General features: G+C 63.7%; 20 protein-coding genes. 15 read left to right on the forward strand and 5 right to left on the reverse strand.

Translation table 11 applies throughout. The annotated features are described in order from the left end of the window. Positions 1–130 precede the first annotated feature (130 nt). Both greA and AC1DYS_RS12410 read left to right on the forward strand, forming a co-directional pair. Positions 131–607, forward strand: a complete 477-nt coding sequence (gene greA, locus AC1DYS_RS12405) for a transcription elongation factor GreA (RefSeq protein WP_477899381.1) — start codon at positions 131–133, stop codon at positions 605–607. Between the two features lie 14 nt (positions 608–621). Beyond that, complete coding sequence (locus tag AC1DYS_RS12410; protein WP_477899383.1) at positions 622–1,065, forward strand: DUF4149 domain-containing protein; 444 nt, start codon at positions 622–624, stop codon at positions 1,063–1,065. 8 nt (positions 1,066–1,073) lie between these two features. On the opposite strand, the gene AC1DYS_RS12415 is transcribed toward AC1DYS_RS12410, so the two are convergent. Then, the gene (locus AC1DYS_RS12415; protein ID WP_047485732.1) at positions 1,074–1,547 is read right to left on the reverse strand and encodes a YhbY family RNA-binding protein; all 474 of its coding nucleotides are present in this window, start codon (positions 1,545–1,547) and stop codon (positions 1,074–1,076) included. Between the two features lie 56 nt (positions 1,548–1,603). Between AC1DYS_RS12415 and AC1DYS_RS12420 the strand changes: the two genes are divergently transcribed. The 11 genes from AC1DYS_RS12420 to phoR all read left to right on the forward strand — a co-directional run bounded on the left by AC1DYS_RS12420 (position 1,604) and on the right by phoR (position 13,509). Next, the gene (locus AC1DYS_RS12420; RefSeq protein WP_477899385.1) at positions 1,604–2,302 is read left to right on the forward strand and encodes an RlmE family RNA methyltransferase; all 699 of its coding nucleotides are present in this window, start codon (positions 1,604–1,606) and stop codon (positions 2,300–2,302) included. 151 nt (positions 2,303–2,453) lie between these two features. After that, positions 2,454–4,337, forward strand: coding sequence for an ATP-dependent zinc metalloprotease FtsH (gene ftsH, locus AC1DYS_RS12425; protein ID WP_047485728.1), 1,884 nt, complete (start codon positions 2,454–2,456; stop codon positions 4,335–4,337). Between the two features lie 68 nt (positions 4,338–4,405). Next, positions 4,406–5,251: a dihydropteroate synthase gene (gene folP, locus AC1DYS_RS12430; protein ID WP_477899388.1), complete on the forward strand. Its 846-nt coding sequence runs from the start codon at positions 4,406–4,408 to the stop codon at positions 5,249–5,251. Between the two features lie 64 nt (positions 5,252–5,315). Then, positions 5,316–6,647, forward strand: a complete 1,332-nt coding sequence (gene glmM, locus AC1DYS_RS12435; RefSeq protein WP_477899390.1) for a phosphoglucosamine mutase — start codon at positions 5,316–5,318, stop codon at positions 6,645–6,647. Between the two features lie 145 nt (positions 6,648–6,792). Beyond that, positions 6,793–7,827: a phosphate ABC transporter substrate-binding protein PstS gene (gene pstS / locus AC1DYS_RS12440; RefSeq protein ID WP_477899392.1), complete on the forward strand. Its 1,035-nt coding sequence runs from the start codon at positions 6,793–6,795 to the stop codon at positions 7,825–7,827. Positions 7,828–7,941: 114 nt separating this feature from the next. Further along, entirely contained in the window at positions 7,942–8,919 is a 978-nt protein-coding gene (gene pstC / locus AC1DYS_RS12445) for a phosphate ABC transporter permease subunit PstC (protein WP_477899394.1), read from the forward strand. Further along, positions 8,916–9,791: a phosphate ABC transporter permease PstA gene (pstA, locus tag AC1DYS_RS12450; RefSeq protein WP_477899396.1), complete on the forward strand. Its 876-nt coding sequence runs from the start codon at positions 8,916–8,918 to the stop codon at positions 9,789–9,791. The genes pstC and pstA overlap by 4 nt, the downstream gene beginning before the upstream one ends. An 18-nt stretch (positions 9,792–9,809) precedes the next feature. Beyond that, positions 9,810–10,595, forward strand: a complete 786-nt coding sequence (gene pstB, locus AC1DYS_RS12455; protein ID WP_047485714.1) for a phosphate ABC transporter ATP-binding protein PstB — start codon at positions 9,810–9,812, stop codon at positions 10,593–10,595. 25 nt (positions 10,596–10,620) lie between these two features. Then, positions 10,621–11,328 carry a phosphate signaling complex protein PhoU gene (gene phoU / locus AC1DYS_RS12460; RefSeq protein ID WP_477899398.1) on the forward strand — a complete coding sequence of 236 codons (708 nt, stop codon included), beginning with the start codon at positions 10,621–10,623 and terminating at the stop codon, positions 11,326–11,328. Between the two features lie 106 nt (positions 11,329–11,434). Continuing rightward, the gene (phoB, locus tag AC1DYS_RS12465) at positions 11,435–12,136 is read left to right on the forward strand and encodes a phosphate regulon transcriptional regulator PhoB (RefSeq protein WP_477899400.1); all 702 of its coding nucleotides are present in this window, start codon (positions 11,435–11,437) and stop codon (positions 12,134–12,136) included. 5 nt (positions 12,137–12,141) lie between these two features. Continuing rightward, entirely contained in the window at positions 12,142–13,509 is a 1,368-nt protein-coding gene (gene phoR, locus AC1DYS_RS12470; RefSeq protein ID WP_477899402.1) for a phosphate regulon sensor histidine kinase PhoR, read from the forward strand. A 12-nt stretch (positions 13,510–13,521) separates the two neighbouring features. Here phoR and AC1DYS_RS12475 read toward each other — a convergent pair whose 3' ends face one another. The 4 genes from AC1DYS_RS12475 to trxA form a co-directional block, all read right to left on the reverse strand. Beyond that, positions 13,522–15,174 (reverse strand): hypothetical protein, encoded by a 1,653-nt coding sequence (locus AC1DYS_RS12475; RefSeq protein WP_477899404.1) that lies wholly within the window; start codon positions 15,172–15,174, stop codon positions 13,522–13,524. 137 nt (positions 15,175–15,311) lie between these two features. Continuing rightward, complete coding sequence (locus AC1DYS_RS12480) at positions 15,312–15,566, reverse strand: type B 50S ribosomal protein L31 (RefSeq protein WP_047485704.1); 255 nt, start codon at positions 15,564–15,566, stop codon at positions 15,312–15,314. A gap of 100 nt (positions 15,567–15,666) precedes the next feature. Beyond that, complete coding sequence (gene rho / locus AC1DYS_RS12485) at positions 15,667–16,929, reverse strand: transcription termination factor Rho (protein WP_047485702.1); 1,263 nt, start codon at positions 16,927–16,929, stop codon at positions 15,667–15,669. A 240-nt stretch (positions 16,930–17,169) separates the two neighbouring features. Next, complete coding sequence (gene trxA, locus AC1DYS_RS12490; RefSeq protein WP_047486085.1) at positions 17,170–17,499, reverse strand: thioredoxin TrxA; 330 nt, start codon at positions 17,497–17,499, stop codon at positions 17,170–17,172. Positions 17,500–17,618: 119 nt separating this feature from the next. Between trxA and AC1DYS_RS12495 the strand changes: the two genes are divergently transcribed. Together AC1DYS_RS12495 and AC1DYS_RS12500 are read left to right on the forward strand one after the other, a co-directional pair. After that, complete coding sequence (locus AC1DYS_RS12495) at positions 17,619–20,171, forward strand: PD-(D/E)XK nuclease family protein (RefSeq protein WP_477899407.1); 2,553 nt, start codon at positions 17,619–17,621, stop codon at positions 20,169–20,171. Continuing rightward, entirely contained in the window at positions 20,168–23,389 is a 3,222-nt protein-coding gene (locus tag AC1DYS_RS12500; protein ID WP_477899409.1) for a UvrD-helicase domain-containing protein, read from the forward strand. The genes AC1DYS_RS12495 and AC1DYS_RS12500 overlap by 4 nt, the downstream gene beginning before the upstream one ends. The last annotated feature ends 2 nt before the right edge of the window (positions 23,390–23,391 follow it).

Genomic DNA, 23,391 nt, shown 5'->3' on the forward strand with positions numbered 1-23,391 from the left:
CCAAGTTCCCTTGTCCCTCGGGGGCGAGCCGGCAGAGCCGGCCCGGGGCACCATTTCACACATCGGCCGCCGCCGAAACTCCCGCAAGGGAGAAGGCGGCGGTTCTCATTTTGAGTTTCAAGGTTTCAACATGGCCACCATTCCCATCACCAAACGCGGCGCGCAATTGCTGAAAGACGAGTTGCATCGCCTGAAGACCGTGGAGCGCCACGCTGTGGTTCAGGCCATTGCGGAAGCGCGTGCGCAAGGGGATCTGTCGGAGAACGCCGAATACGAAGCCGCCAAGGACAAGCAGGGTTTCATCGAGGGGCGCATCCTCGAGGTCGAAGGCAAGTTGGCTGCGGCACAGATCATCGATCCGAGCACGTTGAACGCCGATGGCCGTGTCGTCTTTGGTGCCACGGTCGATCTGGAAGATGAAGAGACCGGTGCAGCCGTCACCTACCAGATCGTCGGTGAAGACGAAGCCGATCTGAAGCAAGGCCGCATCTCGATTGGCTCCCCAATCGCGCGCGCGCTCATCGGCAAGGAAGAAGGCTCAGTGGCCGAAGTTCAGGCGCCCGGCGGCTTGAAGAGCTACGAGATCATCAAGGTTCGCTATCTCTGACCGCGGCATCGGTGATGCGCATTGACCTGAGGCGTGCCGCTGCGCTGCTTGCCGGTCTCTGGGCTGGCGTGATTCTGTGCATTGCTGCGATCGGAGCGCCGGCAAGCTTTGCCATCGCGCCGCGCGACGTCGCCGGACAAGTGGCTGGGCAGATGTTTGCGCGAGAGGCCTATGTGGGCCTCGGCGTCGCGCTGATCCTGCTGATGGCTATTCGTCGACGCACCAGAGATGACGTCGAGGCGGGAGCTGGTTCGGTGATGAGCGCCAACATGTTGCTGGTACTCGGTGCGCTCTTCTGTACCGTTCTTGGCTACTTCGCCCTGCAGCCGATGATGGCTGCAGCGAAAGTGGGGCAGGGCGCACTTTCCTTCGGCGCCTTGCACGGCATTTCTGCGGTGTTCTTTGTGCTCAAAGGCCTGCTGATCCTCGCACTGGCGTGGCGCCTTTCAGCGGCCTGAGGCCGATCTCAATCAACAGCAGTTCGCTTGACGCTGGTGATGCGCTTCTTTGCCCGCTTGACCTGCCCGCCAGCGGCGATGCGCTGATTGCCGAGCAGTTTGATCTTCTTGACCTGGGGCCGGTGATTGCCGCTTTTGGAGAACTTGAGGATCTTCACCACCTTGGGGCCGGCTCCGCGGTCCTCGCGTTCGATCTTTTCCTTCGGCGGAATCGGGCGCCACAAGACGAGCAGCTTGCCGATGTGCTGAATGGGCGCGGCATTCAGTTCGTCGCTCAGGCGGGCGAGCATGGCCTCGCGGGTCTCGCGCTCATCGGAAAACACCCGTACCTTGATCAGGCCGTGGGCGTTGAGCGCGGCATCGGTTTCCTTGATCACGGCGGGAGTCAGGCCATCGCCGCCGATGCGAACCACGGGTTCGAGGTGATGGGCTTCAGCGCGTTTTTCCTTGCGCTGGGCGGGGCGGAGTTCGATGGCAGGCATGCCTCTATTATCGTTGGCAAAGGGTTGGGCCAAGGTGTCCGCCCAAGAGCAGGCTCATGAAAACACAGACGAAAAGCAAGAAGGTGAACAAGGCGTGGTTGCACGACCACGTGAACGACACCTATGTCAAGCTGGCCCAGAAAGAGGGCTACCGCGCGCGTGCCGCTTACAAGCTGAAGGAAATCGACGAAACGCTGCAGCTGATCAAGCCGGGGCAGCTGGTGGTCGATCTGGGCGCGGCACCCGGCGCCTGGAGCCAGTACGTGCGCCGCAAGTTCGCACCCAAGGAAGCGGGCGTCGGAGGGGCAGCAGCTGGCGCGCTGAACGGCACCATCATTGCGCTCGACGTGCTGCCGCTGGAGCCGATCGAGGGTGTCAGCTTCCTCCAGGGCGACTTTCGGGAAGATGAGGTGCTGGCCCAGCTGCGCACGCTGTTGGCAGGACGTGCGGTGAACGTGGTGATTTCCGACATGGCGCCAAATCTCTCAGGTATCGAGAGCTCGGATGCCGCGCGAATGGAACATCTGGTCGAGTTGGCGGTCGAATTCGCACAGAACCATCTGGCGCCCAACGGAGCACTGGTGGCCAAGGTGTTCCATGGCAGCGGTTACAGCCAGTTGACCAACCTTTTCAAGAAGACCTTTCGCGTTGTGAAACCGCTCAAACCGAAAGCATCTCGAGACAAATCGGCTGAAACTTTTCTGGTCGGCATGGGACTGAAGAAGCCTGGTGTTGCGGTCGACGGCCGATCGTGAAGTAGTGCCCTGGCTCCAGCGATGAGCCTGCGCGCCGCGAGGGAAACGAAAGCGGTCACCGCACTTGACTGGAATAGAATCCGCCCCATATGCCGTGGATGCGGGGCACGCCGTGCGCCTGTGCGGAAGTTTTGATTGCAAAGGAGCCGCGGTGAACAATCAATGGTTCTCTAAAGTCGCTGTCTGGTTGGTGATCGCCCTGGTGCTGTTCACTGTCTTCAAACAGTTCGACAAACCCCGTGTTGCCGAGGGTGTGACCTACACCCAGTTCATGGACGACGCGAAGGCCGGCAAGGTCAAGCGCGTTGAAGTCCAGGGGCGCAACCTGAAGGTCACGCCGTCAGACGGCCAGTCGTACACCATCGCGTCGCCCGGCGACATCTGGATGGTCGGGGACCTGATGAAGTACGGTGTTCAGGTGTCTGGCAAGGCCGACGAAGAGCCGTCGATCCTGATGAGCATCCTGGTCTCCTGGGGCCCGATGCTGCTGCTGATCTGCGTCTGGATCTACTTCATGCGGCAGATGCAAGGTGGCGGAAAAGGCGGCGCCTTCAGCTTTGGCAAATCCAAGGCGCGGATGCTCGACGAAGCCAACAACACCACCACGTTTGCCGACGTCGCAGGTTGCGATGAGGCCAAGGAAGAGGTCAAGGAGCTTGTCGACTTCCTGAAGGATCCACAGAAATTCCAGAAGTTGGGTGGCCGTATCCCGCGTGGCGTGTTGCTGGTCGGCCCTCCGGGAACTGGCAAGACCCTACTCGCCAAGGCGATTGCCGGCGAAGCCAAGGTGCCGTTCTTCAGCATTTCGGGTTCTGACTTCGTCGAGATGTTCGTTGGCGTGGGCGCAGCCCGCGTGCGCGACATGTTCGAACAGGCCAAGAAGAGTGCGCCTTGCATCATCTTCGTTGACGAAATCGACGCGGTCGGTCGTCACCGCGGTGCCGGCTTGGGTGGCGGTAACGACGAGCGCGAGCAGACCTTGAACCAGATGCTGGTCGAGATGGACGGCTTCGAGACCAATCTCGGCGTGATCGTGATGGCGGCGACCAACCGGCCCGACATCCTCGACCCCGCGCTGCTGCGCCCAGGCCGTTTCGACCGCCAGGTCTATGTGACCTTGCCCGATGTTCGTGGCCGCGAGCAGATCCTCAATGTGCACATGCGCAAGGTGCCGGTGGGCCAAGACATCCGTGCTGACATCCTGGCGCGAGGTACGCCTGGTTTCTCGGGTGCCGACCTGGCCAACCTGGTCAACGAGGCCGCCTTGTTCGCGGCGCGCCGCAATGGTCGCGTGGTCGACATGATCGACTTCGAGAAGGCCAAGGACAAGATCATGATGGGCCCTGAGCGCAAGTCCATGGCCATGGCCGAGGAAGAGCGTCGCAACACCGCGTACCACGAGTCGGGCCACGCTTTGGTGGCACGACTGATGCCCAAGGCTGACCCGGTGCATAAGGTGACGGTGATCCCGCGTGGCCGTGCGCTGGGTGTCACGATGCAGTTGCCCGAAGGTGATCGCTACAGCAGCGACAAGGTCCGCATGCTGAGCACTATCTCGATTCTCTTTGGCGGGCGTATCGCCGAAGAGGTGTTTATGAACGAGATGACCACCGGCGCCAGCAACGACTTTGAGCGCGCCACGCAAATTGCTCGCGACATGGTCATGCGCTATGGCATGAGCGAAGCGATGGGCCCGATGGTCTACGCTGAGAACGAAGGCGAGGTCTTCCTGGGTCGGTCGGTCACGAAGACGACCAACGTGTCCGAAGAGACCATGCAGCGTGTCGACGTAGAAGTGCGCCGCATCATCGATGAGCAGTACGCGGTCGCCCGGAAGCACATCGAAGACAACAAGGACAAGATGCACGCGATGGCGAAGGCCTTGCTCGAATGGGAAACCATCGACGCCGAGCAGATCGACGACATCATGAACGGCAAGCCGCCGCGCCCGCCGAAGGACTGGTCGACACCCTCCAGCAAGTCGGGGGGCTCGGTGCCTCCCGTCAACCCTGACAGCGCGCCCGCCGCGGCCTGAACGGGCTTCGAAGGCAACTTCAGAAAACGGGGCTTCGGCCCCGTTTTCGTTTCTCGTGGTGAAACTGCATGACCGCGTCGACCTGGCAGACAACCCGTTTTCGCATCGACCTGAGCGAGCACCGGGTGATGGGCATCGTCAACATCACGCCGGACTCGTTTTCCGACGGCGGGCGACATGCAACCACGAAAGCTGCGCTTGCGCACTGCGAGCAATTAGTGAAGGAAGGGGCCGACATCCTTGACTTGGGAGGCGAATCGAGTCGCCCGGGTGCTGTCCCCTTGCCACTGGAAGAAGAACTGGCCCGCGTGTTGCCGGTGCTGCAAGGAGCACTGTCGCTCGGCGTGCCGGTGTCCGTCGACACCTACAAGCCGGAAACGATGCGTGCAGTGCTCGATCTGGGTGCGGACATCGTCAACGATATCTACGCCCTGAGGTGGATAGGGGCCATGGAAGTCGTTTCTGCGCATCCGACTTGCGGTGTGTGCCTGATGCACATGCAAGGCGAGCCTGAATCGATGCAGATCAAGCCGATCTATGGCGACGTGCTGCCAGAGGTGGGTAGTTTTCTGCGCAGCCGTGCGACAGCGCTTGAGGCGGCGGGAGTGCAGGCTGAGCGCATCGTGCTCGACCCTGGCATCGGCTTTGGCAAGACGGTTGAACACAACCTCGCGCTCCTCGCTCGGCAGCCGGAGTTGCTCGCGCTGGGCTACCCCTTGCTGATCGGCTGGTCGCGCAAGAGCAGCCTGGGCGTCTTGACCGGCCGCGCGACGGGTGACCGGGTCGTCGCCAGTGTGGCCGCCGCGCTGGCAGCCGCACAGCATGGTGCCAAGGTACTGCGCGTTCACGACGTGGCGGCCACGATTGATGGCCTCAAGGTGATGCGCGCGGCGGGCCTTTTAGGCGGCTCGTAAACCCGGCTGCTGCACAATCCTGAGGCAGCAATAGYAGCCACAAAGCCAAGAGAAGCAACCAAGCATGAGCAGAACCTATTTCGGCACCGATGGCATCCGTGGGACCGTGGGGCAGGCGCCCATCACGCCCGATTTCATGCTGCGCCTCGGCCACGCTGTCGGCCGCGTGCTGAAGTCTCACACCGCGCGGGCCACCGTGCTGATCGGCAAGGACACTCGCATCTCGGGCTACATGATCGAATCGGCCCTCGAAGCCGGCTTTGCTTCTGCTGGGGTGGACGTGTTGCTCAGCGGGCCGTTGCCCACGCCGGGCGTCGCTTACCTGACCCGTGCGTTGCGGCTCGACCTGGGGGTTGTGATCAGTGCGTCTCACAACGCCYACCCAGACAACGGCATCAAGTTCTTTTCCGCGCGCGGCGAGAAGCTGTCCGACGAATGGGAGATCGAAGTCGAGGCAGCATTGGCCGAAGCGCCGCATTGGGTGGACTCGGCGCGGCTTGGCAAGGCACGGCGCCTGGACGACGCGCGAGGTCGCTACGTAGAGTTCTGCAAGAGCACCTTCGGCAACGACCTCTCGCTCAAGGGGCTGAAGATCGTGGTCGATGCGGCCCATGGTGCGGCCTATCAGACGGCGCCCGAGGTTTTCCACGAGTTGGGGGCCGAGGTCGTGCGCATCGGCTGCAGCCCGGATGGCGTCAACATCAATGCCGGCTTCGGCGCGACGGCTCCGGCGGCGCTGGTGAAGGCCGTCCGTGAGCACAAGGCCGACTACGGCGTCGCGCTCGACGGCGACGCCGACCGCTTGCAGTTGGTGGACGCCGGCGGCCGCCTCTACAACGGCGACGAATTGCTGTATGTGATGGTCGACGACCGGCTGGCCCAAGGACAGCGAGTGCCGGGCGCAGTCGGTACGCTGATGACCAACATGGCCGTCGAAGTGGCGCTCAAGGCGCGCGACATCGAGTTTGTCCGTGCCAAAGTCGGCGACCGTTACGTGTTGGAAGAACTCTCCACTCGCGGTTGGCTGCTGGGTGGCGAGGGTTCTGGTCACCTGCTGGCGCTGGATAAGCACACCACGGGCGATGGGATCGTCAGCGCCCTGCAGGTGTTGCAAGCCATAAGTCGCAGTGGCAAGTCGCTGGCCGAGCTGCTGGCGCCGGTGACGCTGTTTCCGCAGGTGCTGATCAACGTGCGGCTCGAACCTGCGCAGGATTGGAAGGCGGCGGCCGGCTTGGCCGAAGCCGAGAGCCAGGTTCGGCGCGAGCTTGGCAACGATGGGCGCTTGCTGATCCGCGCTTCGGGGACCGAGCCGCTGGTACGCGTGATGGTCGAGGCCCGTGATGCGGCCCAGGCCCAAGGCTGCGCCGACCGGCTGGCGAACCTGTTCCGAGCCTGAATATTTCGCCCCGCGAGGGGTGATATGTCAGTTGCGTGACAACACAGTGACGATGACAAGTCGTCCATTTGTGTCACGGCGGTGTCACATGCGACTTTTACAGTCACGCCATTCCATCAGTTGCTCACTGGAAAGGTGCACACGCATGAACTCCTCGATTCGATTTGCCACGACCACGATCGCCCTGGGCCTCCTGTCCGGCGCAGCCTTCGCTCAAGACGTTACCGGCGCCGGCGCGACATTCCCGGCGCCCCTGTATGCCAAATGGGCAGACTCCTACAACAAGGTCAGCGGCGCTCGCATCAACTATCAATCCGTCGGCTCGGGTGCCGGCCTGAAGCAGATCCGTGGCAAGACCGTCGACTTCGGCGCGTCCGACATGCCGCTCAAAGACGAAGAACTTAAGGCCGACGGCCTGGTCCAGTTCCCGACCGTCATTGGCGGCGTGGTGCCGGTGGTCAACATCGCCGGCATCAAGCCGGGTCAGATCAAGTTGACCGGTCAAGTGCTGGGCGACATCTATCTGGGCAAGGTCACCAAGTGGAACGACGCTGCGTTGACGGCACTGAACCCCGGTGTGCCGTTGCCTGATGCCGCCATCTCGGTGGTGCGCCGTGCCGACGGTTCGGGCACGAGCTTCATCTTCACCAACTACCTCTCGAAGGTGAACGAAGAATGGAAGACCAAGGTCGGTGAAGGTACGGCCGTCAACTGGCCTGCCGGCGCGGGCGGCAAGGGCAACGAAGGCGTGGCGGCATTCGTCAATCGCCTGCCCAACTCGATCGGCTATGTCGAGTACGCCTACGTCAAGCAGAACAAGATGACCTACACCCAGCTGAAGAACAAGGACGGCGTTTTCGTCTCGCCTGACGACATCAACTTCAAGGCTGCAGCAGCTGGTGCCGACTGGAACAAGAGCTTCTACCAAGTGCTGACCGAGCAGGCCGGCAAGGATGCGTGGCCGCTCACTGGCGCCACCTTCATCATGATGCACAAGGCGCAAGACAAGCCTGCCCAGGCTGCCGCTTCGCTGAAGTTCTTCGAGTGGGCCTACGCCAACGGCGATGCCGCCGCCGCTGACCTCGAGTACGTGGCACTGCCTGATGYGGTGAAGAATCTGGTGCGCAAGCAGTGGGCCGAGATCAAGGACGCGACGGGCAAGCAAGTCGCGTTCAAGTGAGCTGAACAGAGCATCGATCGACTGCGGTGAGCGCCCGTCAACGGGCGTCACCGCTTGCCTAACGGAGGGGCCGTGGCCGCTACACTTCCTGCATCTCACTACGAGCCAGACAAGATGCAACGCTCTGACCCGTTGGGGCACCCGCCTTCGGATCGGCGGTCTGCGCCGTGGGCTGACACGGTGTTCTCGGTGCTCGCGCACGGCGCCGCCATCCTCACCTTGCTGCTGCTGGCGGGCATCATCGCCTCGCTGCTCTACGGTGCCGCACCGGCGATCCGGGAATACGGCCTGAGCTTCTTGTGGACCAGCGAGTGGGACCCCGTGCAGAACAAGTACGGCGGCCTGGTCATGATCTACGGCACGCTGATGACCTCCCTCATCGCGCTGCTGATTGCGGTGCCTGTGAGCTTCGGCATTGCGCTGTTCCTTACTGAACTGTCTCCGGGCTGGCTGCGCCGCCCGCTGGGCATTGCCGTCGAGTTGCTGGCCGCCGTACCGTCCATCGTCTACGGCATGTGGGGTCTGCTGGTGTTCAGCCCCGTGCTCTCCACATACGTGCAGCAGCCGCTGCAGGCGATGCTGGTCAACGTGCCGGTGCTGCGCACGCTGGTATCCGGCGCGCCAGTGGGCATCGGCATCCTGTCCGCCGGCATCATCCTCGCGATCATGATCATTCCGTTCATCGCCTCGGTGATGCGGGATGTGTTCGACGTGACACCCGCCATGYTGAAGGAGTCTTCGTACGCTTTGGGCTCCACGACCTGGGAGGTTGTGTTCAAGGTGGTCCTGCCGTACACCAAGACGGGTGTGGTCGGCGGCATCATGCTGGGGCTCGGTCGTGCACTCGGCGAGACCATGGCCGTGACCTTCGTGATCGGCAACTTCAACCAGCTCAACAGCTTGTCGCTGTTCGAGGCAGCGAACAGCATTTCTTCCGCACTGGCCAACGAGTTCGCCGAAGCAGGCGAGGGTCTTCACCAGGCTTCGCTGATCTATCTCGGCCTGGTGCTGTTCTTCATCACCTTCGTGGTCTTGTCGTTCTCCAGGCTGCTGCTTTCTCGCCTGAAGAAGGGCGAGGGGACCCGCACATGAGCAGCAATAACTTCATCGCGATGGACGCTGGCCGCTTGGCCAAGCACCGCCGGCGCAAGACAGTGAATGCGATTGCGCTGACGCTGTCGCTTGCTGCCATGGCCTTCGGCTTGTTCTGGCTGTTCTGGATACTGTTTGAGACCATCCGTCTGGGTCTGGGCGGCTTGAACCTCGATACCTTCACCCAGATGACGCCGCCGCCGCAAGCCGAAACTGGTGGCTTGGCCAATGCCATCTTCGGCTCTCTGGTGATGGTGGGCTTGGCCACTGCGGTCGGCACACCTGTCGGCGTGCTTGCGGGCATCTATCTCGGCGAATATGGGCAGAAGACATGGCTGGGCAGCGCCACGCGCTTCATCAACGACATCTTGTTGTCGGCGCCGAGCATCGTGATCGGCCTCTTCATCTATTCGGTGGTGGTTGCGCAGGTCAAGTCGTTCTCGGCGATGGCTGGCATTCTGGCGCTGTCGCTCATCGTGATTCCGGTGGTGATCCGCACCACCGAAAACATGCTGACGCTGATCCCCAACTCGTTGCGTGAAGCGGCCTACGCGCTAGGCACGCCGAAGTGGCGCGTCATCATGACGATCACGCTGAAGGCGGCACGGGCGGGCGTGATCACCGGTGTGCTGCTGGCGCTGGCGCGCATTGCAGGCGAGACAGCGCCTTTGCTGTTCACCGCCTTGTCGAACCAGTTCTGGACCACCAACCTCGCGGCACCAATGGCCAGCCTGCCGGTGACCATCTTCAAGTTTGCGATGAGCCCGTACGAGAACTGGCAGAAGTTGGCATGGGCGGGGGTATTCCTCATCACGCTCGGCGTGCTGACGCTCAACATCATGGCGCGGGTTTTCTTCCGCAACAAACACTGATTCCGGAGTTCGCAGAACATGGACACCAAAGTCGAATTTGGCGTGACCGAAAAGCCGAAGCTGGCGGTTCGCGACCTGAACTTTTACTACGGCGCGTTTCATGCGCTCAAGCACATCAACCTCGAGATTCCCGAGAAGAAGGTCACTGCCTTCATCGGCCCGTCGGGCTGTGGGAAATCGACACTTCTGCGCACCTTCAATCGCATGTTCGAGCTCTATCCCGAGCAGCGCGCAGAAGGCGAGATCATGATCGACGGCGAGAACATCCTGAAGTCGAAGCAGGACGTCTCGCTGATCCGCGCCAAGATCGGCATGGTGTTCCAGAAGCCGACGCCATTCCCGATGTCGATCTACGACAACATCGCTTTCGGTGTTCGCCTGTTCGAGACTTTGCCACGTGTGGAGATGGACGAACGCGTCGAGTGGGCGTTGAAGAAGGCCGCGTTGTGGAATGAAGTCCGCGACAAGCTCAATCAAAGCGGCTCTGGCCTGTCAGGTGGCCAGCAGCAGCGCCTGTGCATCGCGCGAGGTATTGCGATCAAACCCGAAGTGCTGCTGCTCGACGAACCCTGTTCGGCGCTGGACCCGATCTCCACCGGCAAGATCGAAGAATTGATCCACGAACTGAAGAACGACTACACCGTCGTCATCGTCACGCACAACATGCAGCAGGCCGCACGCTGCTCCGACTTCACTGCCTACATGTACTTGGGTGACCTGATCGAATTCGGCCCAACGTCTGAGCTCTTCATGAAGCCGAAGAAGAAGGACACCGAGGACTACATCACCGGCCGGTTCGGCTGATACCAGAGGCCACCAAGGAGCCAACATGAGTGAAAAGCATCTGTCCACGCAATTCGACACAGAACTCAGTGGTATCTCCACCCGCGTTCTGGAGATGGGCGGCTTGGTCGAGTCACAGGTGGCCCAGGCCGTTTACGCGCTCACCAACTTCAGCGGCGAAGTCGCCACCGAAGTGCTGCGCAACGAAGAGCGCGTGAACGCGATGGAGATCGAGATCGACCGTGATCTGTCGACCATCATTGCGCGGCGCCAACCCACGGCACGCGATCTTCGCCTGCTGATTGCCATCTCCAAGACGATCGCGAACCTGGAGCGTGTGGGCGACGAAGCCGCACGCATTGCGCGCACCGTGCAGCGGTTGATCAACACCGGCGTGTCGAGCCGCCTGCGCCTGCCGGTGAACGACCTCGCGTACGAGTCCGAGCTCGCCATTGCCCAGTTGCGTAAAGCCCTGGACGCGTTTGCTCGGCTAGACATCACCAAGGCCGTCGAGGTGCTCAAGCAGGACGACCAGATCGACCAGGAGTTCGATGGACTGATGCGCAAGCTCATCACCTACATGATGGAAGACCCGCGCACGATCTCATCGAGCATTGACCTCATCTTCGTGGCCAAGGCCATCGAGCGTGTAGGTGACCATGCCAAGAATCTGGCTGAAGTCATCATCTACATCGTCAAGGGAACCGACGTGCGGCACAACCCGGTGGAAACCGTGGAGTCGATGGTCAAGTGAGCATGACTGCAAGACACGCCAAACGGAACGAGCGCCAGGCCGCTCTCGAGCCGACCTGCATCCGCTCTGTGGATCGGCCGGGGTACTCAACGGACAGGGAGTTGCCATGAGCCAGGTTCTGGTGGTGGAAGATGAATCGGCCATTGCCGAACTGATCTCGATCAACTTGCGCCACGCCGGCTACGAGGTGGTGGTATCGACCACCGCTGACGAGGCGTTGCAGCAAGTCGACAAGGTGCTGCCCGATCTCGTGGTGCTCGACTGGATGCTGCCAGGCCAGTCCGGCCTGCAGCTCGCCAAACGCTGGCGTTCACAAGCGCGCACGCGCGAGTTGCCGATCATCATGCTGACCGCACGCGCCGAAGAGTCTGACAAGATCTCCGGGCTCGACGCAGGGGCCGACGATTACCTGACCAAGCCGTTCTCCACGCATGAACTGATGGCGCGCATCCGCGCCGTGCTGCGCCGCAAGGCGCCCGAAGCGCTGGACGCCGCGGTGGAGGTGGGGCTGCTTAAGCTCGACCCGGCCACGCGACGCGTGGCACGCGATGGGCAGGAAGTTCGCCTCGGTCCGACCGAGTTTCGCCTGCTGCATTTCTTCATGACCCACCCCGAGCGCGTGCACAGCCGCTCGCAGTTGCTCGACCGCGTGTGGGGCGACCATGTCTTCATCGAGGAGCGCACGGTCGATGTCCATGTGAAACGCCTGCGCGAAGCCCTGAGCCCTGTGCACTGCTCCCACATGATCGAAACCGTGCGCGGTGCGGGCTACCGACTGACGCAGCAAGTGCAGACCCTGTCTGCCTGAATCGAGTGAACTGGCTGCTACCGCGACTGTTGACAGGCGCCATCGTGATGGCGGTGGGTGGCTTCATCGGGTTTCTGGCCGGAGACCCCTTTCATGCGCCCGTGGTGGGCTCGGTGATGGGCGGTGCCATCGGTGTGAGCGTGCTGGCGCTGATCGATACGCTGCGCGGCTACCGGCTCATTCACTGGTTGAGCGGCACGCTGGAAAACCAGGCACCGCGCGACACAGGCTTCTGGGGTGAGATCGGCTACCGCGTCGAACGCTCCATTCGCAGCCGCGAAAAAGGCATGGAGCTTGAGCAGACGCGCCTCGCGCAGTTCTTGTCCGCAATGGAGGCGTCACCCAACGGCGTGCTGCTGCTCGATGAAGGCGACCAGATCACGTGGTGCAACTCGATTGCAGCCGATCACTTCGGGCTGGACCCGACGCGAGACCGCCGCCAGCGCGTCACCAACCTCGTGCGTGCGCCGGCCTTCGTGGCCTATCTGCAGGCTGGAGAATTCGGCGAGCCCGTGCTGATCCCCGAGCCGCGCGGACGCGGCACCTTGTCTGTTCTCGTTCGGCCGTATGGCGATGGGCTCAAGCTGGTGCTGTCTCTGGACGTGACGGAGCGCGAGCGCTCAGATGCGATGCGGCGCGATTTCGTGGCGAATGTGTCGCACGAGATCCGCACGCCGCTGACGGTTTTGTCAGGCTTCATCGAGACCATGAGCAACCTGCCGCTCACCGAAGTGGAACGGCGCCGCGTGTTGGTGTTGATGTCGCAGCAGACGCAGCGCATGCAGACCCTGGTGAGCGACCTGCTCACGCTGGCGCAGCTGGAAGGCAGCCGCCGCCCGCCAAGCGATCGCTGGGTGGCTGTGGGCAAGCTGCTGGGGCAGGCACATGCCGACGCGTCGGCCTTGTCTATGGGGCGGCACCAGTTCACCGTGACGGATGCCGATGCCGCTCAATTGGCCGGCACGGAGAGCGAGCTGTTGAGTGCCGTTGGCAACCTGGTGACGAACGCCGTTCGCTACACGCCTGAGGGTGGACGCATTGGCGTGGCGTGGCGCATGCGAGACGACGGCTCCGGTGAAATCACCGTGAGCGATACCGGCATCGGCGTCGCGCGCGAACACATCCCGCGCTTGACCGAGCGCTTCTACCGTGTGGATGGCAGCCGTTCGCGTGAGACGGGTGGCACTGGCTTGGGACTGTCCATCGTGAAGCACGTGGTGCAGCGCCATGGCGGTGAGCTCGACGTGCAGAGCGAACCCGGCAAGGGGTCGAGCTTCTGCCTGATTTTTCCGTCGGCGCGTGTGCGCCTTGTCGAGCCGGCAGCTGATGCCAAGCGCTTCACTCGCGCCAGCGATCAGGCTGTTTCGGGTTGACGAGCGCGAGAGCTACCGGGCTGTGAAGCTTTCGCTGTTGCGCCGATAGACCGCGATGACCTCTTCCTTGTCGGAAGGGCGCTGTTCACGGGCCATGAGCAGCCAGCCCGGCGCTGCCTGTGCACGCTGCGAGACGGTTTCGGTGAGCAGCAAGAACTCGCAACGTGTGTTGCTTCCACTCGCCGTGCCGTCGACCCGATAGTCGCCGAAGAACTCGAGTGCGGCCAGCTGCGCCCGGGTCATGCCGGGGGCCGCGATGCAGGCGTCTCGAGGCACGTACTGGGCGATGCGGGTGATCAGCGGCCTGTAGCTGCGCGCGTAGTCGAACAGTGGCAGGCCGAGCGTCATCAACAACAACCAGCACAGGGCCACGCCGCTGGCGGGCAGCACCATGCTTTTCCACAATGGGTGGCGATTGCGCCCGGTGCGCCACTGCACCAGCCACAACCAAGCCACGGTGGCCAGCGCAGCCAAGATCAAGGCCACGACCGAGAGGCTCGGCACGAAACCGGGGGCGAGGCGCATCACATTGGCCGCGGGCTTGGCAGGGATGCCGGTGTAGACAGAGAGATAGACGACCCAGATCGCAATCGCCAAGGCGCTAAAGAAGAAGACCGAGAACCAGTCGATCGCCGAGGCTGTGCCGCGGTGAAGCGTGGGCAGCGCGAATGAGGCCAACACCGCCAGGGGCGGTAGCGCCAGCATTAACGCGCGGTCCGACCCACCCATCGCGATGCAGGCAACGAGGCCGACCAGAGCGCAGCCCAGTGGCACGAAGATGTGCCGATGCAGCAGGTGGTTGCGCCACCGCCAGAGCGTCCACAACGCCAGCGGCCAGGCTGGCCACATGAACCACGCGAAGAGACGGGAGATGCTGAAAATCTCGGCTGCGACGTTGTAGGTCTGAAGCCTCCAGCCCCAGGCACCCAAGGCCGTGGCGACCAACGCAGCCAGAACGGCGGAAGCCACGACCCAGGCCACAAAACGCCGCGCCGGCTCATAGCTACTGCGCACGCAAGCCACGGCACCTACTGCGGCCAACAGCATCGCGATGCTGGGCGCGCCGCTGGCTGCCAGTGCAGGCAAGGCGGCTAGTACGGCGATGCGGCTTTGCCAGGGACGGAACGGGCCGGCCGACAGCGCATACAGAAACAGCGCGACGCTGGCCAGTTGCACGAGCTCGGGCGTGGTCTCATGGCCGAGCTGCAGCAAGCCGAGCGACGCGATCAGGGCGAGCAACGCGCCGTCAGCGACAGCGCGGGCGTAGTCGGTCGGGCGTGCCTCGCCGCCAAAAGCGAAAGGCACAGGCTGGGCTGCGTCGGTGCGGGCCAGGTGATAGGTGCTGTACCAGGTCAGCAGAAAGCTCAGCCCCAGCAGAATGGTGAACGGGATGCGAGCGGCCAGCTCGGGGGTCATCCATGGGCCTAACAGCTTGATGAAACCTGCTCCCAGCCAATAGGGAAGAAGCGCCGCATCGGCTGGCAACCCACCGACCATCGGCGAGAGCCACGAGGTGTGGTTCTGCGCGATGTTCACCATGTAGCCGAAGGCAATGAGGTCGGCGCTCTTCCAAGGGTCGCGGCCGAACAGGCCGGGCAGCAGGTAAGCCGCACACAGCAGCAGCAGCGCGACACGTGGCAGGCGACTGGCCGCACGCTCAGTCACGAGAGCAGGGTTCGGTGAGTTCAAGGTGTCATGGATTTGAGCAGACGGCGATGATGCAGCAACTTGGCCGTCGGATGAACGCTTGCGCCAATGAAAAAGGCAGCCGAAGCTGCCTTTGTCTGTGTCCCGTTTGACGCTTATTTCTTGAGGTGCGCAAACTTGTTGCGGAACTTCTCGACGCGGCCGCCCAGGGAGTCCACGCTTTTCTGCGTGCCGGTATAGAACGGGTGCGATTCGCTGGTGGTTTCGAGCTTGAAGAGAGGCACTTCACGGCCGTCTTCCAGCTTGATCATTTCCTTGGCTTGCGCGCACGAACGTGTCACGAACTTGAAGCCGTTGGACAGGTCGACGAAGCAAACGTCGCGGTAGTTGGGGTGAATGCCGTCTTTCATGGGAACCTCTTCGCGGTGAGTACCGGGAGCCACGCTGAACCCTTCAGCGCACTTTCCAGAATGCGGAAAACCCGAGATTATGCCACGGAGCTGACGCCCGTCAGCCGCCGCGCCGCATCATGTCGAAGAAATCGTGATTGTTCTTCGTCGACTTCATCTTGTCGAGGATGAACTCCATCGCCTCGATCTCGTCCATCGGGTACAGCAGCTTGCGAAGAATCCAGGTCTTTTGCAGGATTTCAGGCTGCAGCAGCAGTTCTTCGCGGCGGGTACCGCTCTTGTTGATCAGGATCGAGGGGTAGACGCGCTTCTCGGCCATGCGGCGGTCGAGGTGGATTTCGCAGTTGCCCGTGCCCTTGAACTCTTCGTAGATCACTTCGTCCATGCGGCTGCCGGTATCGACCAGCGCAGTGCCGATGATGGTCAGCGAGCCGCCTTCTTCGACATTGCGTGCGGCACCGAAGAAGCGCTTCGGGCGTTGCAGCGCATTGGAATCCATGCCGCCAGTCAGCACCTTGCCTGACGATGGCAGCACGTTGTTGTAGGCGCGGGCGAGGCGGGTGATGGAGTCCAGCAAGATCACCACGTCGCGCTTCATTTCGACCAGGCGTTTGGCGCGCTCGATCACCATCTCGGCCACCTGCACGTGGCGGGCGGCGGGTTCGTCGAAAGTCGAGCTGATGACTTCACCGCGCACGGTGCGAACCATTTCGGTCACTTCTTCCGGGCGCTCGTCGACGAGCAGCACGATCAGGTAGACCTCGGGATGGTTGGCCACCAGCGCATGCGCCAGCTGCTGCATCATCACCGTCTTGCCGGTCTTGGGCTGCGCGACCAGCAGGGCGCGCTGGCCTTTGCCGATCGGGGCGATCAAGTCGATGATGCGGCTGGTGACGTTCTCTTCGCTCTTGATGTCGCGTTCGAGCTTGAACTGTTCCTTGGGAAACAGCGGGGTCAAGTTCTCGAACATGATCTTGTGCTTGCTCTCCTCGGGCGTCACGCCGTTGACGCGATCCACCTTGACCAGTGCGAAGTAGCGCTCGCCATCTTTCGGGACGCGAACTTCGCCTTCGATGGCATCGCCGGTGTGCAAGTTGAAGCGTCGGATCTGGCTCGGCGACAGATAGATGTCGTCGGTCGATGCCATGTAGCTCGCATCAGGGGCCCGCAGGAAGCCGAAGCCGTCAGGCAGCACTTCGAGCACGCCATCACCGAAAACCTGCTCGCCGCCCTTGGCGCGCTTCTTCATGATCGCGAACATCAGCTCCTGCTTGCGCATGCGAGCGACGTTCTCGATCTCCAGCTCTTCGCCCATCGTGATGAGGGCAGAGACGTGGAGGGCTTTCAGTTCGGAAAGATGCATGGGCGGTGCCCCTGGTGTGATTCCCAGTTGGCTGACATCAGCCAAGTCTGGTGTTTTGCGGTTGAAGCCACCAGCGACTTAGATAAGCCGAGATGGAAACACGCGTTGCGAGCAGATATGCAAAACGCTGGAGTGGGGGCCGAACCGACGCGCCTCAAAGGGCGTGGTGGCTAAGTCTACGTGCGGTGGCGTGTGGTGGGCCTCATGAGCCCCTATCCATTGCCACCGCGATTGACCTGATTATAGATGACCGTCGAGGAACGCCGTCAACTGGGCTTTCGACAAGGCGCCCACCTTGGTAGCGGCCAGCTGGCCACCCTTGAACAGCATCAGGGTCGGGATGCCGCGGATGCCGAACTTGGCAGGCACGTCGCGGTTCTCGTCCACATTCAGCTTGGCGATTTGCAGGCGGCCGTCGTAATCCTTGGACACTTCGTCCAGAATGGGGGCGATCATCTTGCAAGGGCCGCACCATTCAGCCCAGTAGTCCACCAGGACGGGCTTGCTTGCCTGAAGCACGTCGCTGTCGAACGATGCATCGGTGGTGTGTTTGATCAATTCACTGCTCATTGTCTTGTCCTCTGGCTGATGCTGCTCGTTGCGAGCGGCAAGGCAGAATGATTCTGACACAAAGCCTTCTCCGCCGTTGCCCACGGCACCTCAGGCTCTCTATGGCGTTGATAGCTCGTTTGTCCCTTGAAATACCGCCCACCTGGGGTGACATCGCCGCGCGGTCATCGGCATGGATACAAGCCCGAGGCATCGACCCGCGATCCGCCGTCGTGCTGGTGCCGTTTGCACAGCACCTCACACCTGCCCGCAAGGCTTGGGTGCAACAAGGCGGATGGCAGCCGCGCATCGAGACCTCGCACACGCTGGCCGCTGCGCTCGGGCCAATACCGCGCGCCGATGATGGGCAACTCACGCTCGACGTCAGCACCGACCGGCTGAATGCGGCGCGTTTGCTCCGTTCGCAATCGTGGGTGCGTAAGGACCTGCTCGCGTTTGACGAGGCGGTGACCGCCGTGGTCGCGACTGCCCATTCGCTGACGAAAGCTGCAGCAGCCATTCGGCCGGATCTGCGAGCCGCCCACTGGCAACAGGGCCGCGAGCAGTTAGGCTCTTCAGGAGGCCCGGGTGCCAGCGAGCGCGCCTTGGCGCGCCTCGCACTCGAGTGGGCTGCGTTGGCTCCGCCCAGACCGACCGACGCGCTGTTTTCGCTGGCGCCCTCGGCCTGGATCGTGATCCAGGCGGGTGGGGAAGACGCCCTCACGCTTCAATTGCTGTCGTCAGCGCCCGAGTCGACAGCCTGTGTCGTGCTGGACTGCGACGCACCCGTTGCCGCATCGCTTGCATCCCATCTTTCGCTCGCCGCCTGCGACGGCTTCGAGCATGAAGCCGAATGTGCTGCAGCCCAGGTGCTAGCGCATTTGCAGCAGGGCGAAACGCCGGTGGCCCTGGTCGCACAGGACCGCGTGCTGGTGCGGCGCGTGCGTGCGCTGCTCGAGCGTCAACAGGTGAGCCTGCTCGACGAGACTGGCTGGAAACTGTCGACCACACGCGCAGCCGCGCAAGTCATGAGCTTGCTGCGTGCCGCCAGTCCCGTCGCATCCACCGATCTCTGGCTGGATTGGCTCAAGGCGGGTGCTTGGCTGGACGCAAGGCGAGCCGTTGTCGATTTGGAAACGGCTTGTCGGCGCGAAGCCTGGAGCCGTGCGACCGCGATTGATGCCATCCGATTGAGCCCGGCTGCGGCCGACCTGCACGCGAACGCGACGGCGGTGTTGCAAGGCTTGGCCCTCGAACGCCGGCAGCCCTTGTCCTTGTGGTTAACCGCGCTTCAAACGGCACTGAAAGACAGCGGCATGTGGGGCGCCTTGACCGCTGACGAGGCCGGCGCGCAAGTCGTGCAGGTGTTGCGGCTGGCGGACCCGCCCGCATGGTCGGGCCAGCAGGCAGCGCAGACCATGATGGCGCTGGACGACTTCAGCGCGTGGGTCGATGGCGCGCTGGAAGACGCTGCTTTCATTCCCGCCGCCCCGCCGGAGCAACCCAGCGTCGTCATCACGCCGCTGACGCGCGTGATGCTCCGGCCGTTCGCGGCCATCGTGTTCCCGGGGTCGGATGACCACCATCTGGGCGCTGCCGCCGCCCCGCAGCCGCTGTTGAACGACGCCCAGGCGCTGGCGCTCGGCGTGCCCACGTCGGCGCAGCGGCGCAACGCCGAGACGCTGGCCTTTGCGCATGCCGTGAGCGCCGCGCCGGTCAGCTTGTTCTACCGGCGCAGCGAAGGTGCTGAGCCTCTGGCGCAAAGCCCTGTCGTTGAACGCTTGGGGCTGCAGCTGCGGCGAGCCGGCCGAGCCTTCACGCCATGGGTCGATCCGCGACACGAGCAGCGCATTTCGCCGACATCCATCGGCATGCCGGCACCCAGCGCTGCCACCTTGCTGCCTGCAAAGCTTTCGGCCAGCGCGTGCGAGGCCTTGCGCGCCTGCCCCTATCGCTTCTACGCGCTGAATCTGCTGCGCCTGCGCGAGGCCGATGAGCTTGATGCCGAGATCGAGAAGCGCGACTACGGTACGTGGTTGCATGCCGTGCTGATGGCGTTTCACGAGCAGCGCACGGGGCCTGATTCGGCCGAGGCGGAATGCGCACAGCTGACGGCGGTTGCGCATCAGCAGAAGGTGGCCTTTGGCCTCGACGACGCAGACTTCCTGCCCTTCGAAGCCGGCTTCGCCGAACTTGCCCCGCGCTACATCGCCTGGGTCCATCAGCGTGACGCGCAAGGCGCGAACTGGTGGCAGGGCGAACTCGATCGCGAGACACAGCCGCCCGAATGGCAAGGCATCACGCTGCACGGCCGCATCGACCGTCTCGACCACGTTCGCGATGACCAGGGTGCAGCCATCGAGCTGATCGACTACAAGACCGGCAGCGCGGGCGCCCTGCGAGACAAGGTGAAACAACCCCTCGAAGACACGCAGCTCGCGTTCTACGTCGCGTTGATGCAGGGCGAAACCAAGGTGCCTTTGCAGGCGATGTACCTTGCGCTCGGCCGCAAGATTGAAACCATCTCGCACCCCGACGTCGAAGCGAGCGCCCAAGCCCTCGTCCAAGGTCTCGCTCACGACCTGGCTCGCATCCGCCAAGGGGCTGGCATGCCGGCCCTGGGTGAAGGGCAGGTTTGCGATTTTTGCGAAGCGCGTGGCCTGTGCCGCCGCGACCACTGGACCACCCGATGACCGCGCCCGCCTACCAGGCCAATGGCCAACCCACGACGCGCGAGGCGTTCTATGCCATCGCCTGCGACCCGCAGCGCAGCGTGGTCGTCGAGGCCTGCGCCGGCGCAGGCAAGACCTGGATGCTGGTGTCACGAATCATGCGGGCCTTGCTCGACGGCGCCAAGCCTCACGAGATCCTGGCCATCACCTTCACACGCAAGGCCGCGGGCGAGATGCGCGAGCGCCTGAACGACTGGCTGCGCGAATTCGCCTCGCCTCACATGAGCGACGAGCAGCGTGCACGTGAGCTGGTGATGCGCGGTGTGGCGCCCGCACAGGCGCAGGCACTGGCGCCCGCGCTGGCCGGCTTGTACGAAAGCATGCTGGCCATCGGGCGCAGTGTCGAGATCCGCACCTTCCATGCGTGGTTCTCGCAACTGCTGCGTGCCGCGCCGCTTGATCTGCTGGCCGAGCTGGGCCTCGCGCCCGGCATGGAGCTGATGGAAGAGCTCGACGACCACAGCGCCGCCGTGTTCCGCCGCTTCCACGCTGCCATCCTTGCCGATGAGGGGCTGCGTGCCGACCACGCTGCCCTGGTGCAGCGCCGTGGCCGCGACCAGGTGCGCGCGTGGTTCGATGCCGCGCTCCAAAAGCGCGTTGAGCTGGAGTTGGCTGACGAGGCGGGTGTGCTCGAATCCAGCGTGCCGCCGCCCGCATCTTTGGGCGCCCCCACCGACGTGCTGCATGGCGCGCCATGGCGCGAGACGCTGCGCGAACTGGCGATCGCCCTGGCACTCGGTGGCCTGAAAGCACAAGACGCGGCGACCGGTCTCGTCATGGCGCTGGCCCACACCGATTCGCAGGCAATCTATGCTGAGGTGCGCGACGCCTTGTTCACCAAGGCGAGCACGCCACGCAAGCTCGGCAACGTGCCGAATCTCGCATCGGTGCAGACCGAAATCGACGCCATCGCCGCGCTGCTGCAGCAGCACGAGGCCCACGTCGAGCACTTGCAGCTCGTTCGCCTGTCGCGCGTGCTGCTCGGCGAACTGGCCGCCTACAAGCGCGCACGCGGCCTCGCTGACATGGCCGACCTGGAGCGCTGCGCGCTGGCCTTGTTGCGCGATGCCACACTGTCTGGCTGGGTGCAGGAGCGGCTGGACACGCGCATCCGCCATGTGCTGATCGATGAGTTTCAGGACACGAGCCCGCTGCAGTGGCACGCGTTGCACAGCTGGCTGTCGGCTTACGTCGGCGCCGGGGGCGGGCAGAGTGGTCAGCGCCCGCCTGGCGTCTTCATCGTCGGCGACCCCAAGCAGAGCATTTACCGCTTCCGCCGCGCCGAGCCCCGCGTGTTTGCTGCAGCACGGCAGTTCGTCAGTGAAGGCTTGGGTGGCGCCTGGCTGGCCTGCGATCACACGCGGCGCAACGCGCCCGAGGTGCTCGCAGCCATCAACCAGGTGTTCAGCACCGCCACGCAACAAGGCGACTACAGCGACTTTCGCGCCCACACCACCGAACTCGGCCCGGTGAAAGGCGCCGGCGTGCTGGCCTTGCCGCCGGTGCTGCGGCCGCCCAAGGCGGTGAAGGGTGAAGACCCGGCTCCGGCCGAATGGCGCGACAGCCTCGCCGTGCCGCGCCACGAGCCGGAGGAGTTGCTGCGCGAGCAAGAGGCGCGCTGGGTGGCGCAGGCGGTTCACGAGCTGATGCAGACCGGCCAGGCGCGCCCGAGCGAGATGTTCGTGCTGTGCCGTAAGCGAGCATCGCTGCGCCTCGTCGCTCAGGCGCTGCAGGCCCTGCACGTGCCGTTTGCAGCCGCCGAAGACTTCGCGCTGATGTCGGCCCCCGAAGTGCGCGATCTGGTGGCCGTGCTCGACGTGCTGGCGTCAACCTCGCATCGCCTGTCGCTCGCACACGCCTTGCGAAGCCCCTTGTTCGGCGCCAGTGACGGCGACTTGGTGGCCTTGGCGCTCGCGGCCGGGCGCAGTGGCGACTGGTGGGCCGCGCTGACGCAAACCGACCACGCCGATCGCCCGGCCTTGCAGCGTGCGAGCACGCTGCTCCTCGCGTGGCAAGAGGCGGCCCACCAACTGCCGCCGCACGACCTGCTCGACCGCATCGTCTTCGAAGGCCAGTACCGCGAGCGCGTGGTCGCGGTGGTGCCCGCCGAGCGCAGGCTGGCCGCACTAGACGCCATCGCCGCGCTGCTGAGCCAGGCGCTGATGCTCGACGGCGCGCGTTACGCCACGCCGTACAACTTCGTGCGCGCGCTCAAGCGCCGCGCGATCAAGGTGTCGGCTCCGGTCCAGCCCGATGCAGTCCAACTGCTCACGGTGCACGGTGCCAAGGGCCTGGAGGCCAAGGTCGTGTTCGTGATGGATGCGCAGCCCGAAGCCAGCAACCCCGACACCGCCACCTTGCTGGTTGACTGGCCGGTCGAGTCAGATCGGCCGGCGCGTTGCGCTTTCATCTACTCCGAGAGCCGCTGCCCTCCATCGCTGCAGGGCTTGCTGGAGCAGGAGCTGGTGGCGCGCCAGCGCGAAGAGCTCAATGGCCTCTACGTGGCGATGACGCGGGCGCGCGAGCGGCTGGTGTTCAGCCGCACCGAGCCGCACCGGGCCGCGCCGTCGTGGTGGGAGCGCGTGCAGGGGCTGGTGCAGGCGTGGGAACCTGCGGCGGTGCATCAAGCTCGGCATGCCGACGCAAGTGGGGCGATCGTCATGCCGGCCTTGCCGACGTGGACACCCGAACCGGTGACGCCACGCCCACCGCGCGAGGCCGACAGTGAGGTCTCTCGCCTGGGCCAGGCCGTTCACCGCGTACTGGAATGGGCCAGTGCACCGGCCGCGCCGTCGGCGGACATCGATCAACTGGCCGCTGCCGCAGCAGGGGAATTCGCCGTCACTGCAGCCGAAGTGGCGCGCGTCGCCGGCACCATCTGGCGCAGTCCGGCTTGCCGGCCTTTCTTCGCGGGCCAAGGCCTGCTGTGGGCCGGCAACGAGGTGCCTGTGGCCGATGCCGGCGAACTGCTGCGCATCGACCGCCTGGTGCACCTGGCGCAGGACGATCAGCCCGTCTGGTGGGTGCTCGACTACAAGCTTGCGCTGCAACCGCAGGCACAGGCCGAGTACCGCGAGCAGATGCTGCGCTACCGCAAGGCGGTGATGGCCTTGCAGCCCGGCGAGCCGGTTCGCTGTGCGCTGATCAACGGGCTGGGGCAGGTGATCGAGGTCGGGTGAGC

The sequence above is a fragment of the Rhizobacter sp. P2_G4 genome (assembly GCF_056403575.1).

Bases quoted from the DNA above. Each gene is read 5' to 3' on its own strand.
- phoB (WP_477899400.1), top strand. From the start codon at position 11,435: ATGAGCCAGGTTCTGGTGGTGGAAGATGAATCGGCCATTGCCGAACTG.
- folP (WP_477899388.1), top strand. From the start codon at position 4,406: ATGACCGCGTCGACCTGGCAGACAACCCGTTTTCGCATCGACCTGAGC.
- trxA (WP_047486085.1), bottom strand. From the start codon at position 17,499: ATGAGCAGTGAATTGATCAAACACACCACCGATGCATCGTTCGACAGC.
- AC1DYS_RS12480 (WP_047485704.1), bottom strand. From the start codon at position 15,566: ATGAAAGACGGCATTCACCCCAACTACCGCGACGTTTGCTTCGTCGAC.
- pstA (WP_477899396.1), top strand. From the start codon at position 8,916: ATGAGCAGCAATAACTTCATCGCGATGGACGCTGGCCGCTTGGCCAAG.
- AC1DYS_RS12500 (WP_477899409.1), top strand. From the start codon at position 20,168: ATGACCGCGCCCGCCTACCAGGCCAATGGCCAACCCACGACGCGCGAG.
- greA (WP_477899381.1), top strand. From the start codon at position 131: ATGGCCACCATTCCCATCACCAAACGCGGCGCGCAATTGCTGAAAGAC.
- rho (WP_047485702.1), bottom strand. From the start codon at position 16,929: ATGCATCTTTCCGAACTGAAAGCCCTCCACGTCTCTGCCCTCATCACG.
- phoU (WP_477899398.1), top strand. From the start codon at position 10,621: ATGAGTGAAAAGCATCTGTCCACGCAATTCGACACAGAACTCAGTGGT.
- AC1DYS_RS12415 (WP_047485732.1), bottom strand. From the start codon at position 1,547: ATGCCTGCCATCGAACTCCGCCCCGCCCAGCGCAAGGAAAAACGCGCT.
- pstB (WP_047485714.1), top strand. From the start codon at position 9,810: ATGGACACCAAAGTCGAATTTGGCGTGACCGAAAAGCCGAAGCTGGCG.
- AC1DYS_RS12410 (WP_477899383.1), top strand. From the start codon at position 622: ATGCGCATTGACCTGAGGCGTGCCGCTGCGCTGCTTGCCGGTCTCTGG.
- AC1DYS_RS12420 (WP_477899385.1), top strand. From the start codon at position 1,604: ATGAAAACACAGACGAAAAGCAAGAAGGTGAACAAGGCGTGGTTGCAC.